Annotated in this window: 24 protein-coding genes; 10 read left to right on the forward strand and 14 right to left on the reverse strand. The window is 68.3% G+C overall.

The features are described 5' to 3' along the window. Positions 1–9 precede the first annotated feature (9 nt). Positions 10–1,347 carry a hypothetical protein gene (locus FB547_RS05965; RefSeq protein WP_145740390.1) on the forward strand — a complete coding sequence of 446 codons (1,338 nt, stop codon included), beginning with the start codon at positions 10–12 and terminating at the stop codon, positions 1,345–1,347. Then, on the forward strand, positions 1,335–4,742 hold the full coding sequence (locus FB547_RS05970) for an efflux transporter outer membrane subunit (RefSeq protein WP_145740391.1): 3,408 nt from the start codon (positions 1,335–1,337) through the stop codon (positions 4,740–4,742). The genes FB547_RS05965 and FB547_RS05970 overlap by 13 nt, the downstream gene beginning before the upstream one ends. A gap of 17 nt (positions 4,743–4,759) precedes the next feature. Here FB547_RS05970 and FB547_RS05975 read toward each other — a convergent pair whose 3' ends face one another. Then, positions 4,760–5,041 (reverse strand): HU family DNA-binding protein, encoded by a 282-nt coding sequence (locus FB547_RS05975; protein ID WP_015867040.1) that lies wholly within the window; start codon positions 5,039–5,041, stop codon positions 4,760–4,762. 317 nt (positions 5,042–5,358) lie between these two features. On the opposite strand from FB547_RS05975, the gene FB547_RS33270 reads away from it, so the two are divergent. From FB547_RS33270 to FB547_RS05990, 4 genes are all read left to right on the forward strand, one after another. Continuing rightward, positions 5,359–5,505: a hypothetical protein gene (locus tag FB547_RS33270; protein WP_185738382.1), complete on the forward strand. Its 147-nt coding sequence runs from the start codon at positions 5,359–5,361 to the stop codon at positions 5,503–5,505. Between the two features lie 100 nt (positions 5,506–5,605). Beyond that, positions 5,606–6,013 (forward strand): hypothetical protein, encoded by a 408-nt coding sequence (locus tag FB547_RS05980; RefSeq protein ID WP_145740393.1) that lies wholly within the window; start codon positions 5,606–5,608, stop codon positions 6,011–6,013. Next, complete coding sequence (locus FB547_RS05985; protein WP_145740395.1) at positions 6,006–6,251, forward strand: hypothetical protein; 246 nt, start codon at positions 6,006–6,008, stop codon at positions 6,249–6,251. The genes FB547_RS05980 and FB547_RS05985 overlap by 8 nt, the downstream gene beginning before the upstream one ends. A gap of 20 nt (positions 6,252–6,271) precedes the next feature. Next, positions 6,272–6,538, forward strand: a complete 267-nt coding sequence (locus FB547_RS05990; protein ID WP_261380225.1) for a general secretion pathway protein GspL — start codon at positions 6,272–6,274, stop codon at positions 6,536–6,538. Positions 6,539–6,571: 33 nt separating this feature from the next. Here FB547_RS05990 and FB547_RS05995 read toward each other — a convergent pair whose 3' ends face one another. The 5 genes from FB547_RS05995 to FB547_RS06015 form a co-directional block, all read right to left on the reverse strand. After that, entirely contained in the window at positions 6,572–8,578 is a 2,007-nt protein-coding gene (locus FB547_RS05995; RefSeq protein ID WP_145740397.1) for an AsmA family protein, read from the reverse strand. A 178-nt stretch (positions 8,579–8,756) separates the two neighbouring features. Then, entirely contained in the window at positions 8,757–9,203 is a 447-nt protein-coding gene (locus FB547_RS06000) for a universal stress protein (protein ID WP_145740399.1), read from the reverse strand. Between the two features lie 139 nt (positions 9,204–9,342). Further along, complete coding sequence (locus tag FB547_RS06005) at positions 9,343–10,566, reverse strand: L-dopachrome tautomerase-related protein (RefSeq protein WP_410000791.1); 1,224 nt, start codon at positions 10,564–10,566, stop codon at positions 9,343–9,345. A gap of 14 nt (positions 10,567–10,580) precedes the next feature. Next, the gene (locus tag FB547_RS06010; protein WP_145740401.1) at positions 10,581–11,375 is read right to left on the reverse strand and encodes an SDR family NAD(P)-dependent oxidoreductase; all 795 of its coding nucleotides are present in this window, start codon (positions 11,373–11,375) and stop codon (positions 10,581–10,583) included. A 70-nt stretch (positions 11,376–11,445) separates the two neighbouring features. Continuing rightward, positions 11,446–12,150: a type 1 glutamine amidotransferase domain-containing protein gene (locus FB547_RS06015; protein WP_145740403.1), complete on the reverse strand. Its 705-nt coding sequence runs from the start codon at positions 12,148–12,150 to the stop codon at positions 11,446–11,448. Between the two features lie 121 nt (positions 12,151–12,271). Between FB547_RS06015 and FB547_RS06020 the strand changes: the two genes are divergently transcribed. After that, complete coding sequence (locus FB547_RS06020) at positions 12,272–13,210, forward strand: LysR family transcriptional regulator (protein WP_145740405.1); 939 nt, start codon at positions 12,272–12,274, stop codon at positions 13,208–13,210. Between the two features lie 74 nt (positions 13,211–13,284). Here the strand turns inward: FB547_RS06020 and ureG are convergent, their stop codons facing one another. From ureG to FB547_RS06060, 7 genes are all read right to left on the reverse strand, one after another. After that, complete coding sequence (gene ureG, locus FB547_RS06030; RefSeq protein WP_145740407.1) at positions 13,285–13,935, reverse strand: urease accessory protein UreG; 651 nt, start codon at positions 13,933–13,935, stop codon at positions 13,285–13,287. Between the two features lie 18 nt (positions 13,936–13,953). After that, positions 13,954–14,625, reverse strand: a complete 672-nt coding sequence (locus tag FB547_RS06035) for an urease accessory protein UreF (RefSeq protein WP_145740409.1) — start codon at positions 14,623–14,625, stop codon at positions 13,954–13,956. A gap of 65 nt (positions 14,626–14,690) precedes the next feature. Continuing rightward, on the reverse strand, positions 14,691–15,305 hold the full coding sequence (ureE, locus tag FB547_RS06040) for an urease accessory protein UreE (RefSeq protein ID WP_145740411.1): 615 nt from the start codon (positions 15,303–15,305) through the stop codon (positions 14,691–14,693). 113 nt (positions 15,306–15,418) lie between these two features. After that, positions 15,419–17,137: an urease subunit alpha gene (gene ureC, locus FB547_RS06045; protein WP_145740413.1), complete on the reverse strand. Its 1,719-nt coding sequence runs from the start codon at positions 17,135–17,137 to the stop codon at positions 15,419–15,421. Positions 17,138–17,140: 3 nt separating this feature from the next. Further along, a complete protein-coding gene (locus tag FB547_RS06050) occupies positions 17,141–17,446 on the reverse strand; it encodes an urease subunit beta (RefSeq protein ID WP_126746995.1) in 306 nt (101 codons plus the stop codon). An 8-nt stretch (positions 17,447–17,454) separates the two neighbouring features. Then, positions 17,455–18,054, reverse strand: coding sequence for a HupE/UreJ family protein (locus FB547_RS06055; RefSeq protein ID WP_145740415.1), 600 nt, complete (start codon positions 18,052–18,054; stop codon positions 17,455–17,457). A gap of 28 nt (positions 18,055–18,082) precedes the next feature. Then, entirely contained in the window at positions 18,083–18,385 is a 303-nt protein-coding gene (locus tag FB547_RS06060; RefSeq protein ID WP_145740418.1) for an urease subunit gamma, read from the reverse strand. Between the two features lie 105 nt (positions 18,386–18,490). Between FB547_RS06060 and FB547_RS06065 the strand changes: the two genes are divergently transcribed. From FB547_RS06065 to FB547_RS06075, 3 genes are all read left to right on the forward strand, one after another. Further along, positions 18,491–22,120, forward strand: a complete 3,630-nt coding sequence (locus tag FB547_RS06065) for an ATP-binding protein (RefSeq protein ID WP_145740420.1) — start codon at positions 18,491–18,493, stop codon at positions 22,118–22,120. Between the two features lie 14 nt (positions 22,121–22,134). Continuing rightward, positions 22,135–23,166 carry a response regulator transcription factor gene (locus FB547_RS06070; RefSeq protein ID WP_145740422.1) on the forward strand — a complete coding sequence of 344 codons (1,032 nt, stop codon included), beginning with the start codon at positions 22,135–22,137 and terminating at the stop codon, positions 23,164–23,166. Between the two features lie 79 nt (positions 23,167–23,245). Next, a complete protein-coding gene (locus FB547_RS06075; RefSeq protein WP_261380226.1) occupies positions 23,246–23,956 on the forward strand; it encodes a hypothetical protein in 711 nt (236 codons plus the stop codon). 31 nt (positions 23,957–23,987) lie between these two features. Here FB547_RS06075 and FB547_RS06080 read toward each other — a convergent pair whose 3' ends face one another. Then, positions 23,988–24,296, reverse strand: a complete 309-nt coding sequence (locus FB547_RS06080; RefSeq protein WP_145740424.1) for a DciA family protein — start codon at positions 24,294–24,296, stop codon at positions 23,988–23,990. Positions 24,297–24,488: the final 192 nt, after the last annotated feature.

The following is a 24,488-nucleotide window of genomic DNA, read 5'->3' on the forward strand; positions in this document are numbered from 1 at the left end:
AACAGAACCATGTCGGTCTTCCCGTTTTCCCGGCCCCTGGCGTCCTGCCTTGCCGCATCGATGGCACTGGCCTTGCCGATGTCCGCTGCCCTTGCCCAGCCATCTCCGGGCCGGCAGGCCGCCAGCGCCACGCAGCAAGCGCTGGCGCGGCAAAGCTGCGAGGGGCTGCGGCGCGCGGTTGCCGAGGACCAGAAGGGCGCGGCTTCCGGCCCGCTGTTCCTGGCCAGCTACCGCGTCGCCGACCCGAAGCAGGGTGCGCCGCTGGAGCCTGCATTGGCGGGCGCCGCCTTCACTTATGACAACGCGCTCGCGGGCATCGCGCTGCTGGCCTGCGGCGACGCGGCCTCGGCCCGGCGCATCGGCGATGCCGTGGTGCGCGCCATGGAGCGCGACCCGAACACGGCCGACGGGCGTGTGCGCAACGCCTACCGCGCCGGCCCGATGACCGAGGAAAAGGCCGCGCTGCCGGGGCGCTGGGATGCGGCCAGGAACCAGTGGATCGCCGACGCCTACCAGGTGAGCACGGCCACCGGCAACGTGGCCTGGGCCGCCTTGCTGCTGCTGAACCTGAACGAGGCCGAACCGTCGCCCGCCTACCTCGCGGGCGCGCGCCGGCTGCTCGGCTGGATCGAACAGCGCACCCGCGCCAGGAATGCACCCGACGGCTACAACGGCGGCTGGTACGGCTGGGACAACGCGCAGCGCGCCCAGACCTGGAAATCCACCGAGCACAACATCGACATCGCGGTGGCGGCCGCCTGGGCGGCGAAGAGCGCAGGTGGGCAGGCCGAAGCCGAACGCCAGCAGGCGCGCACCGCGCTCGACTTCGTCAACCGCATGTGGAACGCATCGGAGCAGCGCTTCAACATCGGCACCAAGGAAGACGGCGCCACCATCGCAACGGATGGCTCCGGCCTCGACGCCCAGCTGTGGCCGCTGCTGGCGGCGCCCGAAGGTTCCTGCCCCTGGATGAGGGGGCTCGACTGGGTGGAGAAGCACCATCGCTTCGGCGAAGGCTACGGCTTCTCGCGCAGCCCCGACGGCATCTGGACCGAGGGCAGTGCCCAGGCGGCCGCCACGCTGGTGGCGCGCAAGGGCGCGGCGCCCGAGGCCCTGTGGCAGCTGCTGGCGTCGCAGCGCGCCGGCAACGGCCTTTACTACGCCACTCCCAGTGCCCGCATATCGACCGGGCTGGCCATCGGCCCGGACTCGGCCGGGGCCGACTTCTTCTACTACCGCTGGCCACACTTGGGCGCGACTGCCTGGATCGCGCTGGCCGCCACGGGGTTCAACCCCTTCACCGGCAAGACCGCCGCAACAGGAGCTACGTCACCATGTCCCACCTGATCGCCACACCGGAGTTCCAGCTCAACGCACTCGTTGCGGGCCTGGCCCTCCTCCTGATGACGTGGGGGCGGATCGACCGCATCTCCCACCGCGCGCTGTTCGGCGCGCTGACCGCGCTGCTGCTGATGCGCTATGCCGTCTGGCGCGTGGTTGCGACCATGCCGCCTTCGGACCTGGGCTTCGAGACCCTGTTCGCCTGGGTGTTCCTGTGCTTCGAGCTGACGGCCATCGTCTACACGCTGATGTCCATCCACATGTTGGTCCGGCGGCGCGACAACCACCAGCTGGCCGACCGCGGCGAGGCGCTGCTGCGCGGCCGCGGCGCGCAGGTGCCGGCGGTGGACGTCTTCATCTGCACGTACAACGAAGAGCTGGCGGTGCTGGAGAAGACCATCATCGCCGCGCAGGCCATCGACTATCCGAACCTGAACGTGTGGGTGCTCGACGACACCCGGCGCGACTGGCTGCGCGAGTATTGCGAACGCAAGGGCGTGCACTACGCGCGCCGGCCCGACAACAGCCATGCCAAGGCCGGCAACCTCAACAACGGCCTGCGGCTGTCGGCGGGCGTGACCAATGCGCCCTACATCCTGGTGCTCGACGCCGACTTCGCGCCGCAGCGCCAGATCGTCTACCGCATGCTGGGCCTGTTCGCGGACCGCAAGGTCGGACTGGTGCAGACGCCGCAGTTCTATTACAACGCCGACCCCATCCAGCACAACCTGCGCGCCACCGACAGCTGGGTGGACGAGCAGCGCGTGTTCTTCGACGTGCTGCAGCCCGCCAAGGATGCCGTCGATTCGGCCTTCTGCGTGGGCACCTCCTTCATCGTGCGGCGCGACCTGATCACCGCCGCGGGCGGCTTTCCGGTCGGCAGCGTGTGCGAAGACATCCACACCACCTACCTGCTGCTGCGGCACGGCCACATCACGCGCTGGCTCGGCGAGCGGCTGTCGAACGGCCTGTCGGCCGAGAGCATCGTCGACTACATCAACCAGCGCAGCCGCTGGTGCCTGGGCACGGTGCAGCTCGCGCTGCTGCCCGACGGCCCGCTGCGCGGCCGGGGCTTCAGCTTCCCGGCGCGGATGCACTTCCTGCACGGGCTGCTGCACTGGCTCGGCAAGCCGTTCATGGCGATGGTCATGCTGGCGCCCGCGCTCTACTGGTATGCCGGGGTCTCGGTGTTCCATGCCACGCCGCAGGCCTTTGCTTCCTTCGGACTGCCGCCGCTCGTCATGTTCTGGGCCTACAGCTACTGGATCAGCGGGCGGCGCTGCCTGCCCGTGTTCAGCGAGGTGAGCCAGCTGGTGGCGGCCATGGCCGTCACCAGCACGCTCGCGAGCGCCGTGCTGCGGCCTTTCGGCCGGCCTTTCAAGGTGACGAACAAGGGGCTCGACCGCTCGAAGACGGTCGTGCATTGGAAGCTGGTCGCCATGTTCGGCGGGCTCCTGGTGGCGCTGCAGCTCGGCGGCGCGTCGGTCGCCTTGAGCGGCGAGGCGCTCACGCCGGGCGACGAGCTCAACCTGGTGTGGACCGGCATCGCACTGCTGCTCTGCCTGGCTGCGCTCATGGCCTGCGTCGACCTGCCGCGGCCGGAGCAGGAGGAGCGCTTTCCCTGGCGTGCGCGCACCCGGGTGCGCACCGCGGCGGGCGAGGGCGAATCACGCTTCGTCAACATCGCGGCCGACGGCGCGCTGCTGGAAGCCAAGGCCCCGCTGAAGCGCCTGCGCGTGGGACAGCCGCTGGAGGTCTACGTCGAACCGGTGGGATGGCTGCCGGCCCGCCTGGCCGCCAGAAGCTCCGCGGGCGCCGAGTTGCGCTTCGCCGGCACCGAGGCCCAGCGCGAGCAATTGGTGAGCCACGTCTTCAACGTGCCGCCGAGCCACGTCGCGGTCCAGGTGCGGCCATGGAAGGCCGCGTCGGCATTGCTGGCGAGCGCGGGCTTCGGATCTCCCGGCGCGGGCTTCGTGCGGCTGGCCCTGCGGCTGCTGCTGCTGGTGCTGGCGACCTGCGTGGTGCTGGTGGTGAGCGGATGCAATCTGACGCCGCCGCTCAAGCAGCCCGACCTGACGGTGCCCTCGCAGTGGCCGGCCGGCACGACGGCGCCGAATGCGGAACCCGTCGACTGGCGCAGCTTTGTGCAGGACGACGAATTGCGCGGGCTCATCACCACCGCCCTCGCGCAGAACCGCGACCTGCGCGTCTATGCCGCCCGTGCCCGCGAAGCCCGGGCCGTGTATGCCGGCAGCCGCGCCTCGCTGTTTCCGCAGATCGGCCTGTCGGGCCATGCGCAACGGGCGCAGACCACCACGCAGGGTTCGCTCAGCCCGCTGGGCAACGTGCCGACCGACGGCCGGGCTTCCAGCAGTTTCGACATCCAGGCTGGCGTCACCTCGTACGAGCTCGACTTCTTCGGCCGCCAGCAGAGCGCGACCCAGCAGACCGGTGCGCTGGCCGAGGCGGGCAACAAGGACTTTGCGGCTGCGCACATGAACCTGGTGGGAGAGGTGTCGAATGCCTACCTCACGCTGCGCGCCGACCGCGCCCTGCTCGCCCTGGCCAATGCCAACGAATCGGGCCTGGCCGCCAATGCCGACATGATCGGGCGCGCCAAGGCGGTGGGCGGCGCGGCGCAGCTGGACGTCTACCGCGCGCAGTCGCTGCTGCAGAACGCCCGCGTGAAGCAGGAGGAATTCCGCATGCGTGTCGCGCAGGATCTTCAGTGGCTGAACGTGCTGGTCGGCCAGCCGGTCTCGCCCGACACGGGCAGCGCCCGGCCCTGGCCGCAGCGCTCCACCGCGCAGGTGGCGGCGGGCCTGCCGTCCAGCCTGCTGCAGCGCCGGCCCGATCTGCTGGCGGCCTATTCGCGTGTCGAAGCCGCCAATTCGGGCGTGGGCGCGGCCAAGGCCGCAATGCTGCCGACCATCTCGCTCACGGCGCTCGCGGGCGGCGTGAGCCGGGAGCTGTCGACGCTGCTGGCGAGCGGCAACAGCAGCTGGGCCGGGGTGCTGGGGGTGTCGCTGCCGCTGTTCGACTGGGGCCGCCGTTCGGCCAACATCACGGCCAACGAGGAGCGGCTGGCAGCGGCCATGGCGTCCTATGAGCACGCAGCGCAGATGGCATTCCGCGAAACCGCCAACGCCCTGATTGCCGATGACCACCTGCGCCCGCAGCTGGAGGCGCAGCAGGCCCGCGTGCAGGCGCTGGAGAAGGTGGCGAACATTGCGCGCACGCGCTTTCGCAGCGGCCTGGAAGACTACTTCGCGAGCCAGGATGCCCAGCGCGAGCTCTATGCCGAGCAGCAGCAGCTGATCGAGCTGCAGCTCAAGGAGGCCGTGAACATGGTCAACCTCTACAAGGCGCTAGGCGGAGGGTGGCAGGGCGCACAGGCCTGAGCCGCCCCCAGGGATGATCAGCCCACCTGGTTGATGGCGTCCTTCAGCGCCTTGCCGGCCGCGAATTTCGCGCTCTTGCTCGCCTTGATCGTGATCTGCTCGCCGGTCGACGGATTGCGGCCGGTGCGCTCTGCACGGTCGGCCACGCTGAAGGTGCCAAAGCCGATCAGCTGCACGGTTTCGCCGCGCACCAGGGCGCGCGAGAGTTGTTCGAGCGCCGAGTCGAAGGCGCGGCCAGCGTCGGCCTTGCTGAGGTTGGTGTCTTCTGCGATGGCGGCGATGAGTTCGGTCTTGTTCAAAACAGGAATTCCTTTCGATAGAACATTTGTGAAAACCACGGAGGGTCGTACCCGAGTTTGACCGAATGCGGCGGCCGGATTCCCGCCTCGGCCTGCAGATGTGCTTCTAAATCTGCGGACCTGTGACGGATGTCCGCTTCGCGCATTCGTGAAGTACTGGGCAGAACAGGAGGCTGGTTACTGTTTCTCACGTAAACCAAAGCTGATCGTGAAGCATTTCCTGTCTAAATGTTAGTAATTCACATATCTTCTGGCCTCGCTGACGGCCAGGGCGCCCATCCCAAGCAGCGCCAGACAATTTCAACCAAGGAGTCCGCATGAAAAAAACAGCCGCCACCGTGATCTTCTCGTTTGCGATGACCTTGCTCCTGAGCGCTTGCGTCTACCCCGTGGTGGATCCGGGGCCAGGGCCGGGCAAGGGCGGTTTCTGCCCTCCTGGGCAAGCCAAGAAGGGCAACTGCTGACCCGGTGTTCTTGTGCAGCCTGCGCGGGCGGCAGTGCCGCGCGCCAGGCCTGCCTGAATCGAAAGCCCGATCCGGGCCGGGAACACGAAGCCGCCACCTCATGACTTCTGCATACACGCTCCGCCAGAACCGGATCGCGCTCGTGGACTCCGACGCCCTGCAGCGCCTGTGCACCGGCAGTTCGCTGAAAGCCATCGGCATCGACCACGCCTCCTTCGAGCATCTTCATGGCCTGATCGACGCCGCCCGTGAAGGGCGGCGCTTCGATGCGATTCTTCTTGGACTGCACGCGGATGCAGCGCCGGTCGTGGCGCTCATTGCCGACGTGTGGAGCGCGCTCGGCCAGCGTGTTCACGTGTTTTTCATGGCGCATCCGACCGAACTGCCCCACGTGCGGGAGGCGCTTTCGCGCTCGGCTGTCAGCGGATGGCGTTCGCAGGTGATTCTTTCCCCTGCGAGCGATGCCGAATTGCGCGCCGTCTTTCATGGCAAGGGATTTCATGCGTAGTCCGTTCCTCGGAGACCTGAGTCCGGACGAGCCGCCTCCACCGCCCGAGCGGCCGGTCTGGCTGGCCTTGCTGCCCGTGCTCCTGTACGTTCTGGCGGCCATTTGCTTCCTGGCCCTGGCCATGCGTGTGCCGAACATCGTTGCCGCGGCCCTGTTCGTGACCGCGGCCATCGTGTCGCTCGGGGCGGGCCTCATGCTCGGCTTGAGCCTGTGGCTCTTCCCGGAGCTTCCGCGCTAGTGTTCTTCTGCCGCTTCGCAATGACAACGATCAAGAAGCCCGAACCGTCGATCTTCCGCATCCAGGACTGGCGCGGAACCTTGATTGCCGCCCTGGTCGGCCTCCTGATCGTGATGGCCGTGGTCATGAAGTGGCTGGTCGAATTCCAGGTTTCGGCGGCGCAGGAGCGCCGCTCGCTCGAGGCGCTTGCCCGCCGGGCCGAGGCGCACTGCTTCGGACTCGCAATGCATCGCGCCACGCAGGCCTGCCTGGCGCAGCGTGCGGTCCAGGCCAATCTCGCAAAATAGAAAGTGCCTTGAGGTCCGCAGGTCCGCGGCGCCCTAGCGTGCCTTGGGCTGCCTGCCGGCCTTCGGCTTCTGGCGCGCGGCAGCCTCCAGCGGCGCGCATTGCGCGAACTCCTGCGAGCCCATGTTCAACAGCGGCAGCAGCGCGGCAGCGGGCGCCACCGCGCCCAGCGCAATCGCCGAGCCCAGCTTGAGCGCCACGGCGCCCTTGTCGACGCCGACGTCGGGGTTCTTGAACGTGCCCTTGACGTACAGCGGCGAGCGCAGCGACAGCACGCGCAGCGCCTTGTTCCGCGGCTGGATCTCCAGCGCGAGCTGTTCCCTGGAAAGATCGATGAGCCCGGTCACGTTGACCACCGATTCGTCCGTGTCCAGCACGAAGGAGCGCGCCTGCATGACGCCCTGCGTCACCTTGAAGTCGCTCGCAAGGCAGTTCAGCTGGACCTGCCTGTCGCCGAACAGCTGGGTTGCCACCACGCTGCCGATGTTCAGCCCCATGGCCTCGAGCAGGAACTTGCTCACCGTGCCCTTGCTCACCAGCGCCTTCACCTCGCCGTCGGACGTGCCCAGCAAGGCCGCGACGGAGTTGCCGGAGGCGGAAAGCGCTGCGTCGCCGCCGACTTCGCCCAGGCTGGCCTGCAAGGTGTCGAGCGTTGGAAAGAGTTCCTTGATCCTGAGCCGGCGCGCCGACAGCTGCAGGTTGGCGCGGATCGGGTCCTGGCTGCCGTCGAGCCTGACCGTGGCGGCCAGGGTGCCGCCCGCCACGCCAAAGCTCAATGGCGTGAGCGAGAGCACGCTGTCCTTCAGATGAAGATCCGCCACCAGGCTGTCGATGGGCAGGTCCTTCGCATGGAGGATCTTGCGGCCGGCAAACTTGACGTCCGCATCGATGCTGCCCCAGCTTGCGGTGTCGAACTTCTCCACCGGCAGCACCTTGCCCGCCGGCTGGACGGCCGGGGCGCCCCGCTTGGCCTTGCTCGCGTTCGAATCGGCGCCGATCAGCGGCGCCAGGTCTTCCAGCCGCAGCTGGTTGGACTGCACCTGGCCGCGCAGCAGCGGCCGCGGCTGCTGCGCGACGTATTCCAGCGTGCCCGCAATGTCGCTGGCACCCACGCGGCCCTTGAAGTTCTCGTACAGCCAGCGCCCGCCGGCCTTGTCGAGCTTGCCGACCAGATGGCCTTCGGTGCTGAACGGCGGCGTGTTGGGCAGCGTGATGCCGGTGATGGGATACAGATGCGCCATGCTCGCGCCCGAAAGCTTGAGCCGAAGGTCCAGTGCCGCCAGCGCGTCGGGCTTGGTCAGCGTGCCGGCGATGTCGATGCGCGTGGCACCCACCTGCACGCCGGCCTGCAACGGATAGGGCTTCGTGTCCTGCTGCAGCGAGAGCACCGCGCCGGCCTTGCCGCTTCCCTTCACAGGCGCCTGGCGGAAGGTCCCGCCGAGCTTCCAGCCGATGCCATAGCCCTCGGCGCTTTCCGCGGGCAGGCTGTCGATGTCGACCTTGAGATCGAGCCTTGCGGTTGCATCGGCAAGCTTCACCGTGCCGTGGCTCAGCACCAGCCGCTGCAGGTCGAGCTTCCATGGCGAGGGCTCCGCGCCGCCGGCTGCCAGCGTCCAGTTGTTCTTGCCGTCCGCGGTACGTTCGAGCGAAAGAACGGGGCCGGCGAGCTCGAGCGTGGGAATGCGGATCGTGTGGTTCAACAGGGGCAGCGGGTTCAGCGAGAAGCTCAGCTGCCTGATCTCGGCCAGGTGCGGGCCGGTCTTGCCCCAATCGGCATTGCCCAGCGTGATGTCCTGTGCGCTCAGCCTCGGCCAGGGCACCCAGCGGCGCCAGCCTGTTTCGGCTTCGGGGCTCGACCATTGCAGGACCAGGTCGCCGCGGATCGCGAACGGGCGGCCCGTCGCTTCGCTCACGCGCTGGTTGATCCATGGCCTGGCGCGGTTCCAGTGGAAGCTCAGGAGGGCCGCGATGCACAGCGCCGCCAGGGCCGACAGCAGAAGCAGGCCCCAGCCCACGGCGCGGGAAAACATCGATGATTTCATTTTCACTCCCTTGAAACGGCCCTTGCGCAATGCAGCCATTGCAGGGCACTGTACCTTCCGCAGCCCTGCGCGGGCTGCGAATGGCAGTCAGGGGGTGAGTCGCCCCGGGAGCGGCGCGTTCACGAGGGGCGGCCGATGCCTGCGCCCGATCGTGAAAAATTTCACTTCGATCGGGCTTCTACCGCAGCACCAGCACCGGAATGTGCGAGTGGGTCAGCACATGCAGTGTCTCGCTGCCCATCAGCAGCCGCGCCAGGCTGCGCCGGCCGTGCGAGGCCATCACGATCAGGTCGCACTCCTGGTTCTTGGCCGTGGCGATGATGGCTTCCGCCACCTGGTTGGACTTCATGACGATGGCCTGCGCACTGCGCACGCCTCTGGCGACCGCGGCGTTCCTGACCGCATCGACCAGGCGCTGTGCGGACTGCTCCACCTGTTCCTGCGAGGCTTCGATTTCGCGCTGGTTCAGCACCATCGAGCCTTCGAAATAGCCATAAGGCTGGAGGTGCGCGACGGTGACGCTCACCAGTTCGGCACCCGCCAGCAGCGCCAGGTCGATGGCAGTGGCGACCGCCTGCTCGGAGAGCGAAGAGCCATCGGTGGGGACGAGGATGCGCTTGTACATGGCCGGCTCCTTGGCCCCCGGCACTGCGGGTGCCTTCGCATTTCAGTCTAGTTCCCGGGCATGGGCGCTACAAGCAAAGAAGCTGGGCTCCCGCCCCTAATCGCAAACGACGGGAGCGGCCTGTGCCGCAATGTCCCGATCAGTTTGCTTTCAGCTTCCGGCCGCCGAGTGGAAGGCGCCAGAGTTCGTAGCGCTCCTGCCCGTTCTTGACCGAACTCGCGAAATGTTCGTTCAACGCGCTCGAGGTGAAGACCAGGGCGCCGTCCGGATGAATGGCGGGCGTGTCAGGCCAGCGTACGCCGTCGTCCGATGCGATCAGCGACATCGCCTGCGTGCGCGGGTCGTAGCGCACGATGCCGTTGCGCGTCACGTCGGTGATGTAGAGGCGGCCCCTCGCGTCGGTCACGATGCCGTCGGTGTTGCCGCCCACCGCGCCGAGGTCGCGGATTGCGGCAGCGATCTGTTGATCGCTTGCATCGGCCTTGCGCAGGATCGCGGTCCGAAGCGACCGGACGTGGGTCCCCGTTGTCACCGTCCAGTACAGCGTGAGGCCGTCCGGCGACAGCGCGATGCCGTTGATGCCGAGCAGCAACGGATTGCCAGGCCACACCTCGGTGCCGTGGGACATGACCTTCACACCAGGTTCGATCTGCAGGGCCGGATGCTTGTCCAGCACGCGTCGCGCCTGGCCCGAGGCGAAGTCCACCACGATCAGGCCCACCATGTTGTTCGGCGCGCTGCGCATGCCGCTGTCGGAGATGTAGGCGACGCGGCGTCGCTCGTCCACCGCAATGTCGTTGAGGAAGCTGCCACTGCGGTCCGCCACGCCGTCCAGCGCAATGCGCTTCACTGTTCGCCCGGTTTGCAGGTCGAGCACCAGCACCTTCTGCGCGCCCGCCGGTGCCTCGGACTCGCCGGCGACGAAGCCCATGTCAAGGGCCCACAGCCAGCCGTTCTTGCGGTCGACGTGGAAGCCCAGCACGTTGCGCAGGCTCCGGTCGGGCGCTCCCGTCACGGCGTTGCCGGCGGTCGAAGGAAATGCCGTCAGTCGCGCCGGTCCGCTTTGCGCCCGGGTGTCCAGTGTGCTGAGCGTTGCCAGCGCGCCAGCGGACACCAGGCGCGGCGTGCTGACGTAGGCCGTGCCTTGAGCATCGAAGTGCAGCCCGGCGATCGGTGCGTCGACCGATGCGGCGAACGGTGCCGGGTCTGCGCCGTCCCTCGGCTTTTCCCAACTCACGCCGGCGTAGCTGCGCCAGCGTTCGAGCGGCGCGGTATCGGTGGCGTGACCCGTGGTGGTGGAGAGGATGGCCAGGACGGCCAGCGCGATGGAAGCGAGTTTGGGCACAACGAGAGGAGATGACACGGTGAATCTCCGGGTCAGAGGATTGAACGGAAGGTGCCGCCTTCGACACGCACGGCGGCGCCGTTGGACGCAGCGCCCAGGGGGCTGGCCAGCAGCGCCACCATGGCCGCGATCTCGTCTGGTTCGATCATGCGGGCAATCAGCGAACTGGGCCGGTAGGTCTGGAAGAAATGGGTTTCGATTTCGGCATCGTTCATGCCGGCGCGTGGCGCCGTCTGCCGCAGGTAGTCCACGATGCCTTCGGAGCGGGTGGCGGCAGGCAGCACGCTGTTGACGGTGACGCCGGTGCCCTTGGTCAACTCGGCCATGCCGCGCGACACCGCGAGCTGCGCCGACTTGCTGACACCGTAGTGCACCATGTCCGGCGGTGTGAATGCACCGACCTCGCTCGACATGAAGATCACCCGTCCCCAGTTTCTCTGCAGCATGCGCGGGAAATAGTGGCGCGACAGGCGCACGCCCGACATCACGTTGACGTCGATCATGCGAAGCCAGTCTTCGTCGGTGATTTCGGCGAAGGGCTTGGCTTCGTAGAAGCCCAGGTTGTTCACGAGGATGTCCGTGTCCGGCTGCGCCTCGATCAGCTGCGCCGCGCCGTGTGTGGTGCTCGGGTCGGCGACCACGACCGTCACCTTGCTGCCCGGCGCGGCGGCCGCGATCCGGCCCGCCGCGGCATCCAGTTTGTCGCGGCTGCGCCCGGTGATCGTGACCGACACGCCTTCGCGCGCCAGGGTGCTGGCGATGGCCAGTCCGATGCCGGCCGTCGCGCCGGTGACGATGGCAGTCTTGCCCTTGAGTTGCAGATCCATGATGGGTTCCTTGATAGATTTATTTCAGGCGCTCGAGCAGCTCGAGGCCCACGCTGAAGACGCGTCGCGTTCAGTCCTGGCGCAGCAGCAGTTCGCGCATCGCGGCGCCGACGCCTGCGGCCGACTGCGGGTTCTGCCCCGTGACGAGCCGGCCGTCGACGACGACCTTGGCCGTCCAGTCGGGCGCCGGATGGTGATGTGCGCCGCGCCGCGTGAGCGTGCTGGCGAGCAGGAAAGGCACGACCTTGTCGAGTTGGACTGCGCGTTCCTCGTCGTCGGTGAAGGCGCTGAGGTTCTTGCCCGCGACCAGGTAGGCGCCGTTGCCAAGCGTCACGTTGACCAGCGCCGCGGGGCCATGGCATACCGCGCCGACCACGCCGCCTGCCTCGTGGATTTCGCGCGTCACGCGGGCCACCGCAGGGCTTGCCGGGAAGTCCCACATCGCGCCGTGGCCACCGGCAAAGAAGATTGCGGCGTACTTCGAGCTGTCGACATCGTCCAGGCGCCGCGTGTGGCGCAAAGCCTGGCGGAACGCGCCGTCGTTCCAGTAGCGCGCGTTGACTGCGTCATCGAGGTCCAGGCCGTCGACCGGCGGCTCGCCGCCCTGGATGGAGGCGAGCTCGAACGGAATGCCGGCGGCCTCGAGTTCGGCCAGCGGGTGGGTCAGTTCGCCCAGATAGAAGCCGGTCGGCTCGCCGGTGGTGCCCTTGGTGCCGTGGCTGGTGAGCACCATCAGGACGGGGCGGACTGGCCCGGATACGGCGGTTGAAGTCATCGTGTGCTCCTTGAAGAAAAAAACGCGGGCCGGATCGCCCGATGGATGGCTTGACTGTATTGATGGCTGTTAAGGAGATAAACTGGCCTTCAGGGAAAACATTTGTTCTTCAAAAGTCAGAATGGGACGGCGATTCGATCACTTGGCAGATGTGGAAACCTTCGTCACGGTGGTCGAGAAGGGTTCCATGACGGCCGCTGCCGTGGCATTGGCCACCACACCGTCGGTGCTCAGCCGTGCCATCACCCGGCTGGAAACGCGGCTGGGCGTGCAACTGCTGCGCCGCACGACGCGGCGCTTGAGCCTCACGGAGCAGGGGCGGGCCTACCTCGAGCAGTCGCGCGCGGCTTTTGCGCTGATCGACGATGCGGAGCGCGCGATGCAGGGCCAGGGCGACGAGCTGGCGGGCAGCGTGCGCCTGAGCGTGCCGACCACTTACGGCCACCATCGGCTGCCGGCGCTGCTGCAGCGGTTTTCCGCGCGGCACCCGCAGGTGCGCGTCGAACTGAACATCACCAACCGGAACGTGGACTTGGTGGCCGAGGGCTACGACCTTGCGATCCGGCTGGGCCAACTGCCCGACAGCGGCCTGGTCGCGCACAAGCTCGAAGACGCGCCGATGTGCCTGCTCGCGGCGCCGGGCTACGTCGCACGCGCAGGCGCGCCGGCCAGCATCGCGGAGCTTGCGCATCACAGCTGCCTGCCCTTCGTGATGCCGAGCACCGGCCGTGTATCGCCCTGGCTGCTGCGCGGGGAAGGGCGCGACGTGGACTGGCTTCCCCATGGCGGCCTGCAGGTATCGGACGATGTGCTTGGCGTGGTCTCGCTGGCCCTGAGCGGCCTGGGCATCTGCCAGACCTACGATTTCATCGCACGCGATCTCGTTGCACAGGGCCGGGCCGTCGAACTGCTGGCGCAGGCGCGCGGGCGCACACGGCCTTTTTCAGTGATCTACGCGCCGCATCGGCGGCTCTCCTCCGCTTCGCGCGCGCTGATCGAGTCGCTGGCGGGAAATGCTCAGCCTGGCCCCGGCGCCTCTCACGCAAACCCCACGTTGTAGACCGGGCGGATCCAGTCGTGCGAGGGCGTGGCGGCGCCCAGCTTGCGCCGCGGGTTCTTGACGTAACGGCCCGCTCAGGCCGCGCCGAGCATGCCGCGCTTTTCGATGAACGCCACCACTTCGGCCACGCCGGCGTGGGTCTTGAGGTTGGTCATCACGTAGGGGCGCTGGCGGCGCATGCGCTGCGTGTCCTGTTCCATCACGTCGAGGTTCGCGCCGACGTAGGGGGCGAGGTCGGTCTTGTTGATGACGAACAGGTCGCTCTTGGTGATGCCGGGCCCGCCCTTGCGCGGGATCTTCTCGCCGGCCGCCACGTCGATCACGTAGATCGTCAGGTCCGACAGCTCGGGGCTGAAGGTGGCCGCGAGGTTGTCGCCGCCCGATTCGACGAACACCACGTCGGCATCGGGAAAGTCCTCGAGCATGCGGTCGATGGCCTCGAGGTTGATCGAGGCATCTTCGCGGATGGCGGTGTGCGGGCAGCCGCCGGTCTCCACGCCCATGATGCGTTCGGCGGGCAGGGCACCGGCCACGGTCAGCAGGCGCTGGTCTTCCTTGGTGTAGATGTCGTTGGTGATGGCGACCAGGTCGTACTTGTCGCGCATGGCCTTGCAGAGCATCTCGAGCAGCGTGGTCTTGCCCGAGCCGACCGGGCCGCCGATACCCACGCGCAGCGGCGGCAGTTTCTTGGTGCGGTGGGGAATGTGGTGCAGGGCGGAGGTCATGGAGGTTGTCCGGTTCGATCAGCTTCGGAAAAGGCGGGAATATTGTGTTTCATGGCGGGCCGACAACACGGCCAGCAGGGGCGCAAAGGCCTGGCGTTCATCGTCGCAGAGTCTTGTCGCACGCTCGACGGCGGCGGGAATCTCGTTGGCGAGCCGCGCCAGGATGCGCTGGCCCGCGCTCTGGCCCAGCGGCACGGCCTTGACCGCCGCGGCCACCATGTTCTCGGCCCAGCCGAAGGCGAAGGCCAGGCAGCCGTCGTGTGCCGAGGCACCGGTGCGGCTCGCGGCAAAGGCAAAGGCGATGGGATAGCTCGCGGGCAGGTCGGCAAAAATGGCAGCTGTGTCGCCGTGGTGCAGCTTGAGCCATTCGACGAAGGAGCGGCCCATCTGCTCGGTCTGCAGGAAGAATTCGGCCGACTCGCGGGTGGTCATCACCCATGTGTTGAGTTCGCGGATGCGCGCCGCATCGCCCGCGCGCCAGGCCGGGATGGCTTGTGCCACGAGCGCGAGGTCGCCGCGCGCGAAGCTCAGGTGCAACTGGTCGGAGAGCCACTCGATGGCCTTGGCTTCCGAATCGATGCCGGCCCATTCGACGGCCGCCTCGACGCCTTCCGAATAGGAAAAGCCGCCGACGGGCAGGGCCGGGGAGGCGAGCCAGATGAGCTGCAGGAGGCTGCGGGCGTCGGGCATGTCAGCTTTTCGCCGCGCGCTGTGTTGTGGGGTGCTCGCGGCGAAACAACAAGCAGGATCTCATTTCAGTGAGAGTGCCCGTGATGGCCGTGGCCGTGATCGTGCGAATGGTCATGGTCATCGAGCAGTTCCGGTGCGAGCACGAGCGGCTTCGGGCCTTTGCTGCCGCCGTGCGCGTGGCCATGGTCGTGCGCGTGATCGTGGCCGGCGCCGCGCGAATGCTCGTGCGAGCCATAGGCGCCGCCCTCGGGCTCGAAGGCTTCCTCGACTGCCACGACGATCAGGTGCATCGAACGCAGCATGTCGGCCAGCACATGGTCGGGCTCGATCTTCAGGTGGTCGGGCTTGAGCTCGATCGGCACATGCCGGTTGCCCAGGTGATAGGCCGCGCGCGTCAGGTCGAACGGCGTGCCGTGGGCCGTGCAATGCGTGATGCGCAGCACCGGCTGCGGCGCCGCGATGACGCGGACCAGCGAGCCGTCCTCGGCCACCAGCACGTCGCCGCCGCGCACGGCGGTGCCGCGCGGCAGGAACACGCCGATCTGCCGGCCCTGCGAATCGGTGGCGTCGAAGCGGCTTTTCTGGCGCACGTCCCAGTCGAGTTCGACGGTGGCGGCGCGCTTGAGCAGCACGGGCGCAAGGCCGCGGCCTTGGGGCATGAGTTTGTTGGCGGTGAGCATGGTGCGGATGGAACGCCCCAGGAGGCGTGAAACGACAGGATGAATACCTGTGAGGATACGCAGCCTGTCAAGAGGATGCCCGAGGGGCGCTTCAAGGCCCCGCAGGCTTCGCGTCAGAACAGGAAATACCGCTGCGTCAGCGGCAGCTGCACCGCCGGATCGCAGGTCAGCAGATGCCCGTCGGCGCGCACCGCATAGGTCTGCGCATCAATCTCCATCTTCGGCGTGTAGCCGTTGTGGACCAGATCCTTCTTGCGCACGTTGCGGATGTTCTTCACCGCGCTCAGGTGCTTCGAAAGACCATAGCGTTCCTTGATGCCCGCGGCCAGCCCGGCCTGCGAGACGAAGGTCAGCGAACTCCTGGCCAGCGAGCCGCCGTAGCTGCCGAACATCGGGCGGTAGTGCACCGGCTGCGGCGTGGGGATCGATGCGTTGGGGTCGCCCATGGCGGCCATGGCGATGGTGCCGCCCTTGAGGAGCGTGAAGGGCTTCACGCCGAAGAAGGCGGGCTTCCAGATCACGATGTCGGCCCACTTGCCGACCTCGATCGAGCCCACCTCGTGCGCGATGCCGTGCGAGATGGCGGGGTTGATCGTGTACTTGGCCACGTAGCGCTTCGCGCGGAAGTTGTCGTTGCGCTCGTTGTCCTCGGGCAGCTTGCCGCGCTGCAGCTTCATCTTGTGCGCGGTCTGCCAGCAGCGCAGAACCACTTCGCCGACGCGGCCCATGGCCTGGCTGTCGGAGCTGAACATGCTGATCGCGCCCAGGTCGTGCAGCACGTCCTCGGCGGCGATGGTTTCCTTGCGGATGCGCGACTCGGCAAAGGCCAGGTCCTCGGCAATGCCGGCGTCCAGGTGGTGGCACACCATGAGCATGTCGACGTGCTCGTCGAGCGTGTTCACGGTGTAGGGCATGGTGGGGTTGGTGGAGGAGGGCAGGAAATTGTCCTCGCCCACCACGCGCAGGATGTCGGGCGCATGGCCGCCGCCCGCGCCTTCGGTGTGGAAGGCGCAGATCGCGCGGCCGCCCACGGCCGCGATGGTGTTCTCGACGAAGCCCGATTCGTTGAGCGTGTCGCTGTGGATCGCCACCTGCGTGTCGGTGGCGTCGGCCACGTCCAGGCAATTGCTGATGGCCGAAGGCGTGGTGCCCCAGTCTTCATGCAGCTTGAGTCCGATCACGCCGGCCTCGATCTGCTCGTGCAGCGCATCGGGCAGGCTCGCGTTGCCCTTGCCGAGGAAGCCCAGGTTCATCGGGAACGCATCGGCGGCCTGCAGCATGCGCTCGATGTGCCAGGGGCCGGGCGTGGCGGTGGTCGCGAAGGTGCCGGTGGCGGGGCCGGTGCCGCCGCCCAGCATGGTGGTGATGCCGGAGGCGAGTGCTTCCTCGATCTGCTGCGGGCAGATGAAGTGGATGTGGCTGTCGATGCCGCCGGCCGTGACGATGTTGCCCTCGCAGCTGATGATCTCGGTGCCGGGGCCCATGACGATGTCCACGCCCGGCTGCACGTCGGGGTTGCCGGCCTTGCCGATGGCGGCGATGCGCCCGTCCTTCAGGCCGATGTCGGCCTTCACGATGCCCCAGTGGTCGAGGATCAGCGCGTTGGTCAGCACCGTGTCGACCGCACCCTGGGCCCTGGTGCGCTGCGACTGCGCCATGCCGTCGCGGATCGTCTTGCCGCCGCCGAACTTCACTTCCTCGCCGTAGCCGCCGGCGCGCAGCGTGTAGTCGGCCTCGACCTCGATGACGAGCTCGGTGTCGGCGAGCCGCACCCGGTCGCCCACGGTGGGTCCGAAGATCTCGGCGTACGCACGCCGTCCAATCGTTGCCATGGCTTAGAGCTTTCCTTGAACGAGGCCGCGAAAGCCGTAGACGACGCGGTCGCCCGAAAAGTCGACGAGCTCGACCGTGCGCTGCTGGCCCGGCTCGAAGCGCACCGCGGCGCCCGAGGCGATGTTCAGCCGCATGCCGCGCGCGGCCTCGCGGTCGAAGCCGAGCGCGCCGTTGGTTTCGGCGAAGTGGTAGTGCGAGCCGACCTGGATCGGCCGGTCGGCGGTGTTCTGCACCACCAGCGTGAGGGTGCGGCGGCCCGGGTTGAGCGTGTGCTCGCCGTCGTCGGTGAAGAGTTCGCCGGGGATCATGGCCCGCCTCAGATGGCCTGTGCCAGCAGCGTTGCGCCCAGGCCGAGCACTGCGGCGCCGGCCATGCGCGGCAGCCATGCGTTGGCGTGGCGCAGCGCCCAGCCGGCGGCGATGCCCGCTGCGTGCAGCAGCACGGTGGCGCCGACCATGCCGGCCAGCGTGAGGGCGGCGCCCTGTTCGCCCGCGAGTTCGTGGCCGTGCGCCACGCCGTGGAAGACGGCGAACAGGCCCACCAGCGCCGCAGCCGCTGCGGCCGGCAGGCGGATGCGTGTGGCGACCAGCAGGCCCAGCACCAGCAGCGAGGCCGCGATCATCGGCTCGACCGCCGGCAGCTGCACGCCCGCCAGCCCCATCAGCGCGCCCACGAGCAGCATGCCCGCGAAGGCCAGCGGTGCCCACAGCAGGTCGGGCCAGGCGCGGCGTGCGGCCAGCGCGCTCCAGAGGCCGACCGCGACCATGGCCGCCAGGTGGTCGGCGCCGGTCAGCGGGTGCAGGAACCCGGTGGCGAAGCCGTGGTGCACGCCGCCGTCGGCGCCGGTATGGGCGCCGGCTGCGAGCGGCAGCAGCATGGCAATGAGGGCAAGCGTCTTGGAAGCGTTGTGGCGCATGGCAGGCTTTCTTGTTCTGTAGGGAAAGTCAGACGATGGGTTGGTGGACGGTGACCAGCTTGGTGCCGTCGGGAAAGGTGGCCTCCACCTGGATGTCCGGGATCATCTCGGCGATGCCGTCTATCACGTCGGCGCGGGTGAGCACGGTGCGGCCCTCGCTCATCAGCGCCGCCACGCTCTTGCCGTCGCGCGCGCCTTCCATCACGGCGGCGGAGATCAGCGCGACGGCTTCGGGGTAGTTGAGCTTCAGCCCGCGCGCCTTGCGGCGCTCGGCCAGCAGTGCTGCGGTGAAGATCAGCAGCTTGTCTTTTTCGCGCGGGGTCAGTTCCATGAGAGGCGGCTTCGGGTGGCGTGGAGGTCGGCCATTATTGGGCAGGCTTCGTCTTTGCAACAGTCGTGCCGGTGTTCGCCAAAAGACGTATGGATGGCACGAAAGATGCACCGAAACGGTGTGAATCCCGATGCCGCCACCTCCAGCCCCGATGACGCGCCCCAGCGCATCGTCAAGGTGCGGCGCGACTACAACAGCTGGGTGGCGAGCGAGACGCTCGAGGACTACGCGCTGCGCTACACGCCGCAGCGCTTTCGCAAGTGGTCCGAATGGCGCGTGGCCAACACGGCCTTCGGTGCGGCCTCGTTCCTGGTGCTGGAGGCGGTGGGCGCGACGCTGCTGGTGCAGTACGGCTTCGCCAACGCGTTCTGGGCCATCGTGGCCACCGGGCTCATCATCTTCCTGGCGGGCCTGCCGATCAGCGTGTATGCCGCGCGCTACGGGGTCGACATGGACCTGCTCACGCGCGGCGCGGGCTTCGGCTACATCGGCTCCACGCTCACCTCGCTGATCTACGCATCGTTCACCTTCATCTTCTTCGCGCTCGAAGCGGCGGTGATGGCCTATGCGCTCGAGCTCGCGCTCGGCGTGCCGCCGGTCTGGGGCTACCTGGTGTGCGCGCTGGTGGTGATTCCGCTGGTGACGCACGGCGTCTCGGCCATCAGCCGGCTGCAGCTGTGGACCCAGCCGCTCTGGCTGGTGATGCTGGTGGTGCCTTTTGTCTTCGTGCTGGTGCGCGATCCTGGTGCGTTCGCGGGCATCGTGCACTACAACGGTGTGAAGGCCGGCGCCAAAGGCTTCGACCTGCACCTGTTTGGCGCGGCGCTGACGGTCGGCATCGCGCTGATCACCCAGATGGGGGAACAGGCCGACTACCTGCGCTTCATGCCCGCGCGCACCGCCGCGGGTGCGCGGCGCTGGTGGGCCGGCGTGCTGGCCGGCGGGCCGGGATGGGTGGTGCTGGGCGTGGTCAAGATGCTGGGCGGCGCGCTGCTGGCTTATCTGGCGATCACGCACATGGTGCCGGTCGAGCGGGCGGTCGATCCCAACCAGATGTACCTGGCGGCCTACGAGTACGTGTTTCCGAACTACGGCTGGGCCGTGGCCGCGACCGCGCTGTTCGTGGTGATCTCGCAGCTCAAGATCAACGTGACCAACGCCTATGCGGGCTCGCTGGCCTGGAGCAATTTCTTCTCGCGCGTGGCGCACAGCCATCCGGGGCGCGTGGTGTGGGTGGTGTTCAACGCGCTCATTGCCTTCATGCTGATGGAGATGAACGTGTTCGAGGCGCTGGGCGACGTGCTCGGCCTGTTCGCCAACATCGCCATCGCCTGGATGATGGCGGTGGTGGCCGACCTGGTCATCAACAAGCCGCTGGGCCTGTCGCCGCCGGGCATCGAGTTCAAGCGGGCCCACCTGTGGGACATCAATCCGGTGGGCGTCGGCGCGATGGCGCTGGCCTCGGTGCTGTCGATCACCGCGCACCTGGGCGTGTTCGGGCCGCTCGCGCAGGCTTTCTCGGCGCTCATCGCGCTGGGCACGGCGCTGGTGGTTTCGCCGCTGCTGGCCTGGGCCACGGGCGGCAAGTACTACCTGGCGCGGGGCTCGGCCGGCCATGGCGCAGTCGCCTTCGCGCCGGCCGCGGGCCCGCGCGCGGTGCGCTGGGCACGGGTCGAGCATGCCGTGGACGAGGGTGGCGCGGAAGGCAGCTACCAGCGCCTCAAAGTGCAGCACTGCGTGATCTGCGAGCGTGAGTACGAAGGCCCCGACATGGCCCACTGCCCGGCCTACCAGGGCGCAATCTGCTCGCTGTGCTGCACGCTCGACGCGCGCTGCGGCGACCTGTGCAAGCCGCATGCGAGCCTGTCGGCGCAATGGTCGTCGGTGCTGCGCTGGCTGCTGCCGCGCTTCAGCTGGCGCTACCTCGACACCGGGCTGGGGCACTTCCTGCTGCTGATGCTGATCATCGTGCCGGTGCTGGCGGTGGTGTTCGGCGTGCTCTACCAGCAGGAGCTGCGCGCATTGGCCGAGAGCGCGCAGCAGCTCGCCTCGCAGTCGGAACTGGCCGAGGCGCTGGCCGGCGTGCAGCAGTCGGCGCTGCGCTCGGGCTTTCTGAAGGCGTACATGGCGCTGCTGGTGATTGCGGGCGTGGTGGCCTGGTGGCTGGTGCTGGCGCACCAGAGCCGGAGAGTCGCGCAGGAAGAATCGAACCGCCAGACCCATCTGCTGATGCGAGAGATCGAACTGCACCGCGCGACCGACCGCGCATTGCAGTCGGCCAAGCAGACCGCGGAGGAGGCGCGCGAAGTCGCCGAGCAGGCCAAGCTCGCGGCCGAGCAGGCGCGGCGCGCCGCCGACCAGGCCAACCAGGCCAAGAGCCGCTACATCAGTGCCATCAGCCATGAACTGCGCACACCGCTCAACAGCATCCTGGGCTACGCGCAGCTGATGGGCGAGGACCAGTCCGTGCCGCCGCACCGCCAGCAGGCGGTGGCGGTGATCAAGCGCGGCGGCGAGCATCTGCTGTCGCTCATCGAGGGCACGCTGGCCATTGCGCACATCGAGGCCGGCAAGCTCACGCTGCATGCCAGGCCCATGCGTTTTGCCGACACCCTGCGCGAGCTGGCCGACATGTTCGAGCTGCAGGCGGCCGAGAAGGGCCTGCGCTTCCGCTTCGAGACCACGGGCAGCTTGCCCGAGGTGGTGCGCGCCGACGAGAAGCGCGTGTGCCAGATCCTCATCAACCTGCTGGGCAATGCCATCAAGTTCACGGCCGCGGGCGAGGTGACGCTGAGGTTGTCCTATGCACGCGAATTCGCCTCAGTCGAGATCGAGGACACCGGCCCCGGCATGACGGCCGAAGACATCGAGCGCATCTTCGAGCCCTTCACGCGCGGCGATGCGGCCGCGGCCTCCACGCCTGGCGCGGGGCTGGGCCTCACCATCGCCAAGATGCTGACCGACCTGATGGGCGGCGAGATGAAGGTGCGCAGCACCCCGGGCGAAGGTTCGCTCTTCTGCGTGCGGCTCTTCCTGCCGCGCGTGCACGATGCGGCCGGCGCCCCGGGCCGGCCGGTGCCGCTGCAGCCTGCGCGGCGCGGCTACGAAGGCCCGCGCCGGCGGCTGCTGGTGGTCGACAACGAGGAGGCCGACCGCGAACTGCTCGGCCACGTGCTGGCGCCGCTCGGCTTCGAGCTGCGCAGCGCCGCCAGCGGCCACGATGCACTCGACCTCGTCGCGGCCGGCTACCGCCCCGATGCGATGTTCGTCGACCTCGCGATGCCGGGCATCGATGGCTGGGAGACGATCCGCCGCGCGCGCAGGCTCGGGCTGGCCGATGCCTGCGTGGCCATCGTCTCGGCCAATGCCTTCGACAAGGGCCTGGAGAACGACGTGGGCATTGCGCCCGAAGATTTCTTCGTCAAGCCGGTGCGCCACACGGAACTGCTCGACTGGCTCGAGCGCCGCCTCGGCCTGCGGTGGACCGACACGGCGGCCAAGCCCGCGCCCACCGCCGCGGCGCGCGCCATGCGGGCGCCTTCGCTGGCGCGGCTGCGCGCACTCGACGAAGCGGTGAACCTGGGCTACTTTCGCGGCATCATGAACCAGCTCGACGAGATCGATACCGAAGAGCCCGAATGCCTGGCCTGGACCGAGGCGCAGCGCGTGCTCGCGCGCCAGTTCCAGTTCGAGGCCATGAGCCGGGCGCTGGCTGCCGCGGTCAGCGCGGCCTGAAGAACAACAAGTCCATGGAAACCACACCGCTTGCAAGAACGCTGCGCGAACAGGGCGCCAACAGCGACCTGGTGCTGATCGTCGACGACGTGCCCGACAACCTCGCGGTGCTGCACGATGCGCTCGACGAGTCGGGCTACACCGTGCTCATTGCCACCAACGGCGAACAGGCGCTGCAGCGCGCCGCGCAGGCGCGCCCCGACATCGTGCTGCTCGACGCGATGATGCCGGGCATCGACGGCTTCGAGGTGGCGCGCCGGCTCAAGGCCGATGCCGCGACGGCGCACATCCCCATCGTGTTCATGACCGGCCTCACCGAAACCGAGCACCTGGTGGCCGCGCTCGAGGCCGGCGGCGTCGACTACGTCACCAAGCCGATCAAACCCAAGGAAGTGCTGGCCCGAATGAACGTGCACCTGCAGGGCGCCCGCCGCGCCCGGCAGGACGCGCGCCAGGCCGGCCAGGCGCGCAATGCGCTCGACGCCTTCGGCTACGCGAGCATCACGGTGCGCCTGCCCGAGGGCAAGCTGATCTGGCAGACGGCGCTCGCGCGCGAGCTGCTGCAGCGCTACTGCGACACCCGCGCGCCCGAGACGCCGCCGGTGGTGCTCGAATGGCTGCGGCGCCATGCGCCCGAGGCCAGGCAGCAGGGCATCGAGCCGCCGGCGCTTTCCATCGTGCAGGGTTCCGCCGGCCCGTCCCAGGGCGCGAGCGCGAGCAGCCTGAGTCTGCGCCTGCATCGGCAGACCGGGCAGGACGACGACGGCGACGAATGGATGATCGTCATGCGCGAGGTCTCCGACACCGCCGTGATCGAGGCCATGAGCCTGAGCCTGAAGCTTACGGCGCGCGAGGCCGAAGTGCTCTACTGGGTGGTCAAGGGCAAGACCAACAAGGACATCGGCGAGATCCTGGGCAGCAGCCCCGCCACGGCCAAGAAGCACCTGGAGCGGGTGTACGTGAAGCTCGGCGTCGAGACCCGCACCGCCGCCGCGGGCGTGGCCATCAAGCGCATCCGCGAGCTGCAGCCGCAGTTCGAGATCTGAGAATCGGCCCCGCGGGCGCCGCGCCGCCGCGGCGACTTTTGCCCTCCCTAGAATGCCGGGGACTTCGGGATGACGGGCGATGAAAAAGAACAGACGCAGAACAACAACCATTCGACGGCCGCAACCTGCCTGGCCGTGGGTGGCGGCCTGCCTGGTGGCAAGCGCGGGTGCGCATGCGGCAGGCCATTTCGACGTCGACGACGCCGGCATGCTCGATCCGGGCCAGTGCCAGTACGAAGCCTGGTGGGGCCGCACCGGCACCGAACCGGTGAACGGGCTGCACATCGGTCCGTCCTGCCGTGTCGGGCCGGTCGAGCTCGGGCTCAATGCCGACCGGCTGTCGGCGCAGGGCGTGCACTCGGTCATTGCGGGGCCGCAGCTCAAATGGAATTTCTACGGAGCTGCGGCCGATGCGCCGCTGAGCGCGGCGCTGTCGCTCGGCGCCGTGTTCGACCTCAGGCGCGGCGGCCGTGCCGGCGGGCAACTGGTGCTGCCGGTCACCTGGCGTCCCGCGGACAGCCTGCAGATCCATGCCAACCTCGGCGCCGACTGGGCCACCGGCACGGGCGCGCGCACGCCGCGCGGCGGGCTGGCGGCGGAGTGGGCGCTCGATGACAAGGTCTCGCTGATCGCCGAGCGCAGCCGCGCTTCGGGTGTGTGGACTTCGCGCGTCGGCGGGCGCTTCAGCCTCACGCCGCAGGTCAGCGTGGATGTGAGCGCCTCCAGGACGGGGCCCGGCGGCGTGCGCGGCTTCGTCGTCGGGCTGAACCACGAGTTCGGGTGGAAGTAGCTGGCGGCAGGCCTGGGCCCGTTCGTTCCGGTCAACGCCCGGATTGCACCTTGATCCGGATCGTGTTCACGTCCCAGCCCTTGCTGCGCAGCCGGCTGACCAGCATCGGCGACAGCTGGCGCAGCTTGGCGGCGGCCGCGCTGCCGTTGACCAGCAGGCACCACACGTCGCCTTCGGCCGGGCCGGCCTGCACGGCCGGTCGCATGGCCGGCGGAATCAGCCCCTCGACCGCCCGCAGCCGCTCGCTCGCGTCGCGCGCACGGGCGATCAGGCTCGCCAGGGTGGGCGAACCTTCGGCGGCCTGCTGCAGCGTGAAGGGGGGGACGGAACGGCGATTCATGGGTAATCCGGAGGGTGGAACAAGGGCAGCTAAAATGCCCGGTTTGCCGACGCTTGCGCCGGCAGATCCGGTCTGGAGCCGCTTGCCTTCTTCGGAGCTTGCATTCGAAGAAGATGCGCCCAACTGCTTTCACCATATCTTAGGGAATCCGGTCGCAGTGCCTGCCTGGTCAGGTGCACGCCCATCTCCACG

Origin of the sequence: Variovorax beijingensis, from assembly GCF_007828835.1 — a bacterium.
Taxonomy (GTDB): Bacteria; Pseudomonadota; Gammaproteobacteria; order Burkholderiales; family Burkholderiaceae_C; genus Variovorax; species Variovorax beijingensis_A.

What these genes read in the sequence shown, in the direction of transcription:
- FB547_RS05965 (WP_145740390.1), top strand. Translation starts at nt 10, where the DNA reads ATGTCGGTCTTCCCGTTTTCCCGGCCCCTGGCGTCCTGCCTTGCCGCA.
- FB547_RS05970 (WP_145740391.1), top strand. Translation starts at nt 1,335, where the DNA reads ATGTCCCACCTGATCGCCACACCGGAGTTCCAGCTCAACGCACTCGTT.
- FB547_RS33270 (WP_185738382.1), top strand. Translation starts at nt 5,359, where the DNA reads ATGAAAAAAACAGCCGCCACCGTGATCTTCTCGTTTGCGATGACCTTG.
- FB547_RS05980 (WP_145740393.1), top strand. Translation starts at nt 5,606, where the DNA reads ATGACTTCTGCATACACGCTCCGCCAGAACCGGATCGCGCTCGTGGAC.
- FB547_RS05985 (WP_145740395.1), top strand. Translation starts at nt 6,006, where the DNA reads ATGCGTAGTCCGTTCCTCGGAGACCTGAGTCCGGACGAGCCGCCTCCA.
- FB547_RS05990 (WP_261380225.1), top strand. Translation starts at nt 6,272, where the DNA reads ATGACAACGATCAAGAAGCCCGAACCGTCGATCTTCCGCATCCAGGAC.
- FB547_RS05995 (WP_145740397.1), bottom strand. Translation starts at nt 8,578, where the DNA reads ATGAAATCATCGATGTTTTCCCGCGCCGTGGGCTGGGGCCTGCTTCTG.
- FB547_RS06000 (WP_145740399.1), bottom strand. Translation starts at nt 9,203, where the DNA reads ATGTACAAGCGCATCCTCGTCCCCACCGATGGCTCTTCGCTCTCCGAG.
- FB547_RS06010 (WP_145740401.1), bottom strand. Translation starts at nt 11,375, where the DNA reads ATGGATCTGCAACTCAAGGGCAAGACTGCCATCGTCACCGGCGCGACG.
- FB547_RS06015 (WP_145740403.1), bottom strand. Translation starts at nt 12,150, where the DNA reads ATGACTTCAACCGCCGTATCCGGGCCAGTCCGCCCCGTCCTGATGGTG.
- FB547_RS06020 (WP_145740405.1), top strand. Translation starts at nt 12,272, where the DNA reads ATGGGACGGCGATTCGATCACTTGGCAGATGTGGAAACCTTCGTCACG.
- ureG (WP_145740407.1), bottom strand. Translation starts at nt 13,935, where the DNA reads ATGACCTCCGCCCTGCACCACATTCCCCACCGCACCAAGAAACTGCCG.
- FB547_RS06035 (WP_145740409.1), bottom strand. Translation starts at nt 14,625, where the DNA reads ATGCCCGACGCCCGCAGCCTCCTGCAGCTCATCTGGCTCGCCTCCCCG.
- ureE (WP_145740411.1), bottom strand. Translation starts at nt 15,305, where the DNA reads ATGCTCACCGCCAACAAACTCATGCCCCAAGGCCGCGGCCTTGCGCCC.
- ureC (WP_145740413.1), bottom strand. Translation starts at nt 17,137, where the DNA reads ATGGCAACGATTGGACGGCGTGCGTACGCCGAGATCTTCGGACCCACC.
- FB547_RS06050 (WP_126746995.1), bottom strand. Translation starts at nt 17,446, where the DNA reads ATGATCCCCGGCGAACTCTTCACCGACGACGGCGAGCACACGCTCAAC.
- FB547_RS06055 (WP_145740415.1), bottom strand. Translation starts at nt 18,054, where the DNA reads ATGCGCCACAACGCTTCCAAGACGCTTGCCCTCATTGCCATGCTGCTG.
- FB547_RS06060 (WP_145740418.1), bottom strand. Translation starts at nt 18,385, where the DNA reads ATGGAACTGACCCCGCGCGAAAAAGACAAGCTGCTGATCTTCACCGCA.
- FB547_RS06065 (WP_145740420.1), top strand. Translation starts at nt 18,491, where the DNA reads ATGCACCGAAACGGTGTGAATCCCGATGCCGCCACCTCCAGCCCCGAT.
- FB547_RS06070 (WP_145740422.1), top strand. Translation starts at nt 22,135, where the DNA reads ATGGAAACCACACCGCTTGCAAGAACGCTGCGCGAACAGGGCGCCAAC.
- FB547_RS06075 (WP_261380226.1), top strand. Translation starts at nt 23,246, where the DNA reads ATGAAAAAGAACAGACGCAGAACAACAACCATTCGACGGCCGCAACCT.
- FB547_RS06080 (WP_145740424.1), bottom strand. Translation starts at nt 24,296, where the DNA reads ATGAATCGCCGTTCCGTCCCCCCCTTCACGCTGCAGCAGGCCGCCGAA.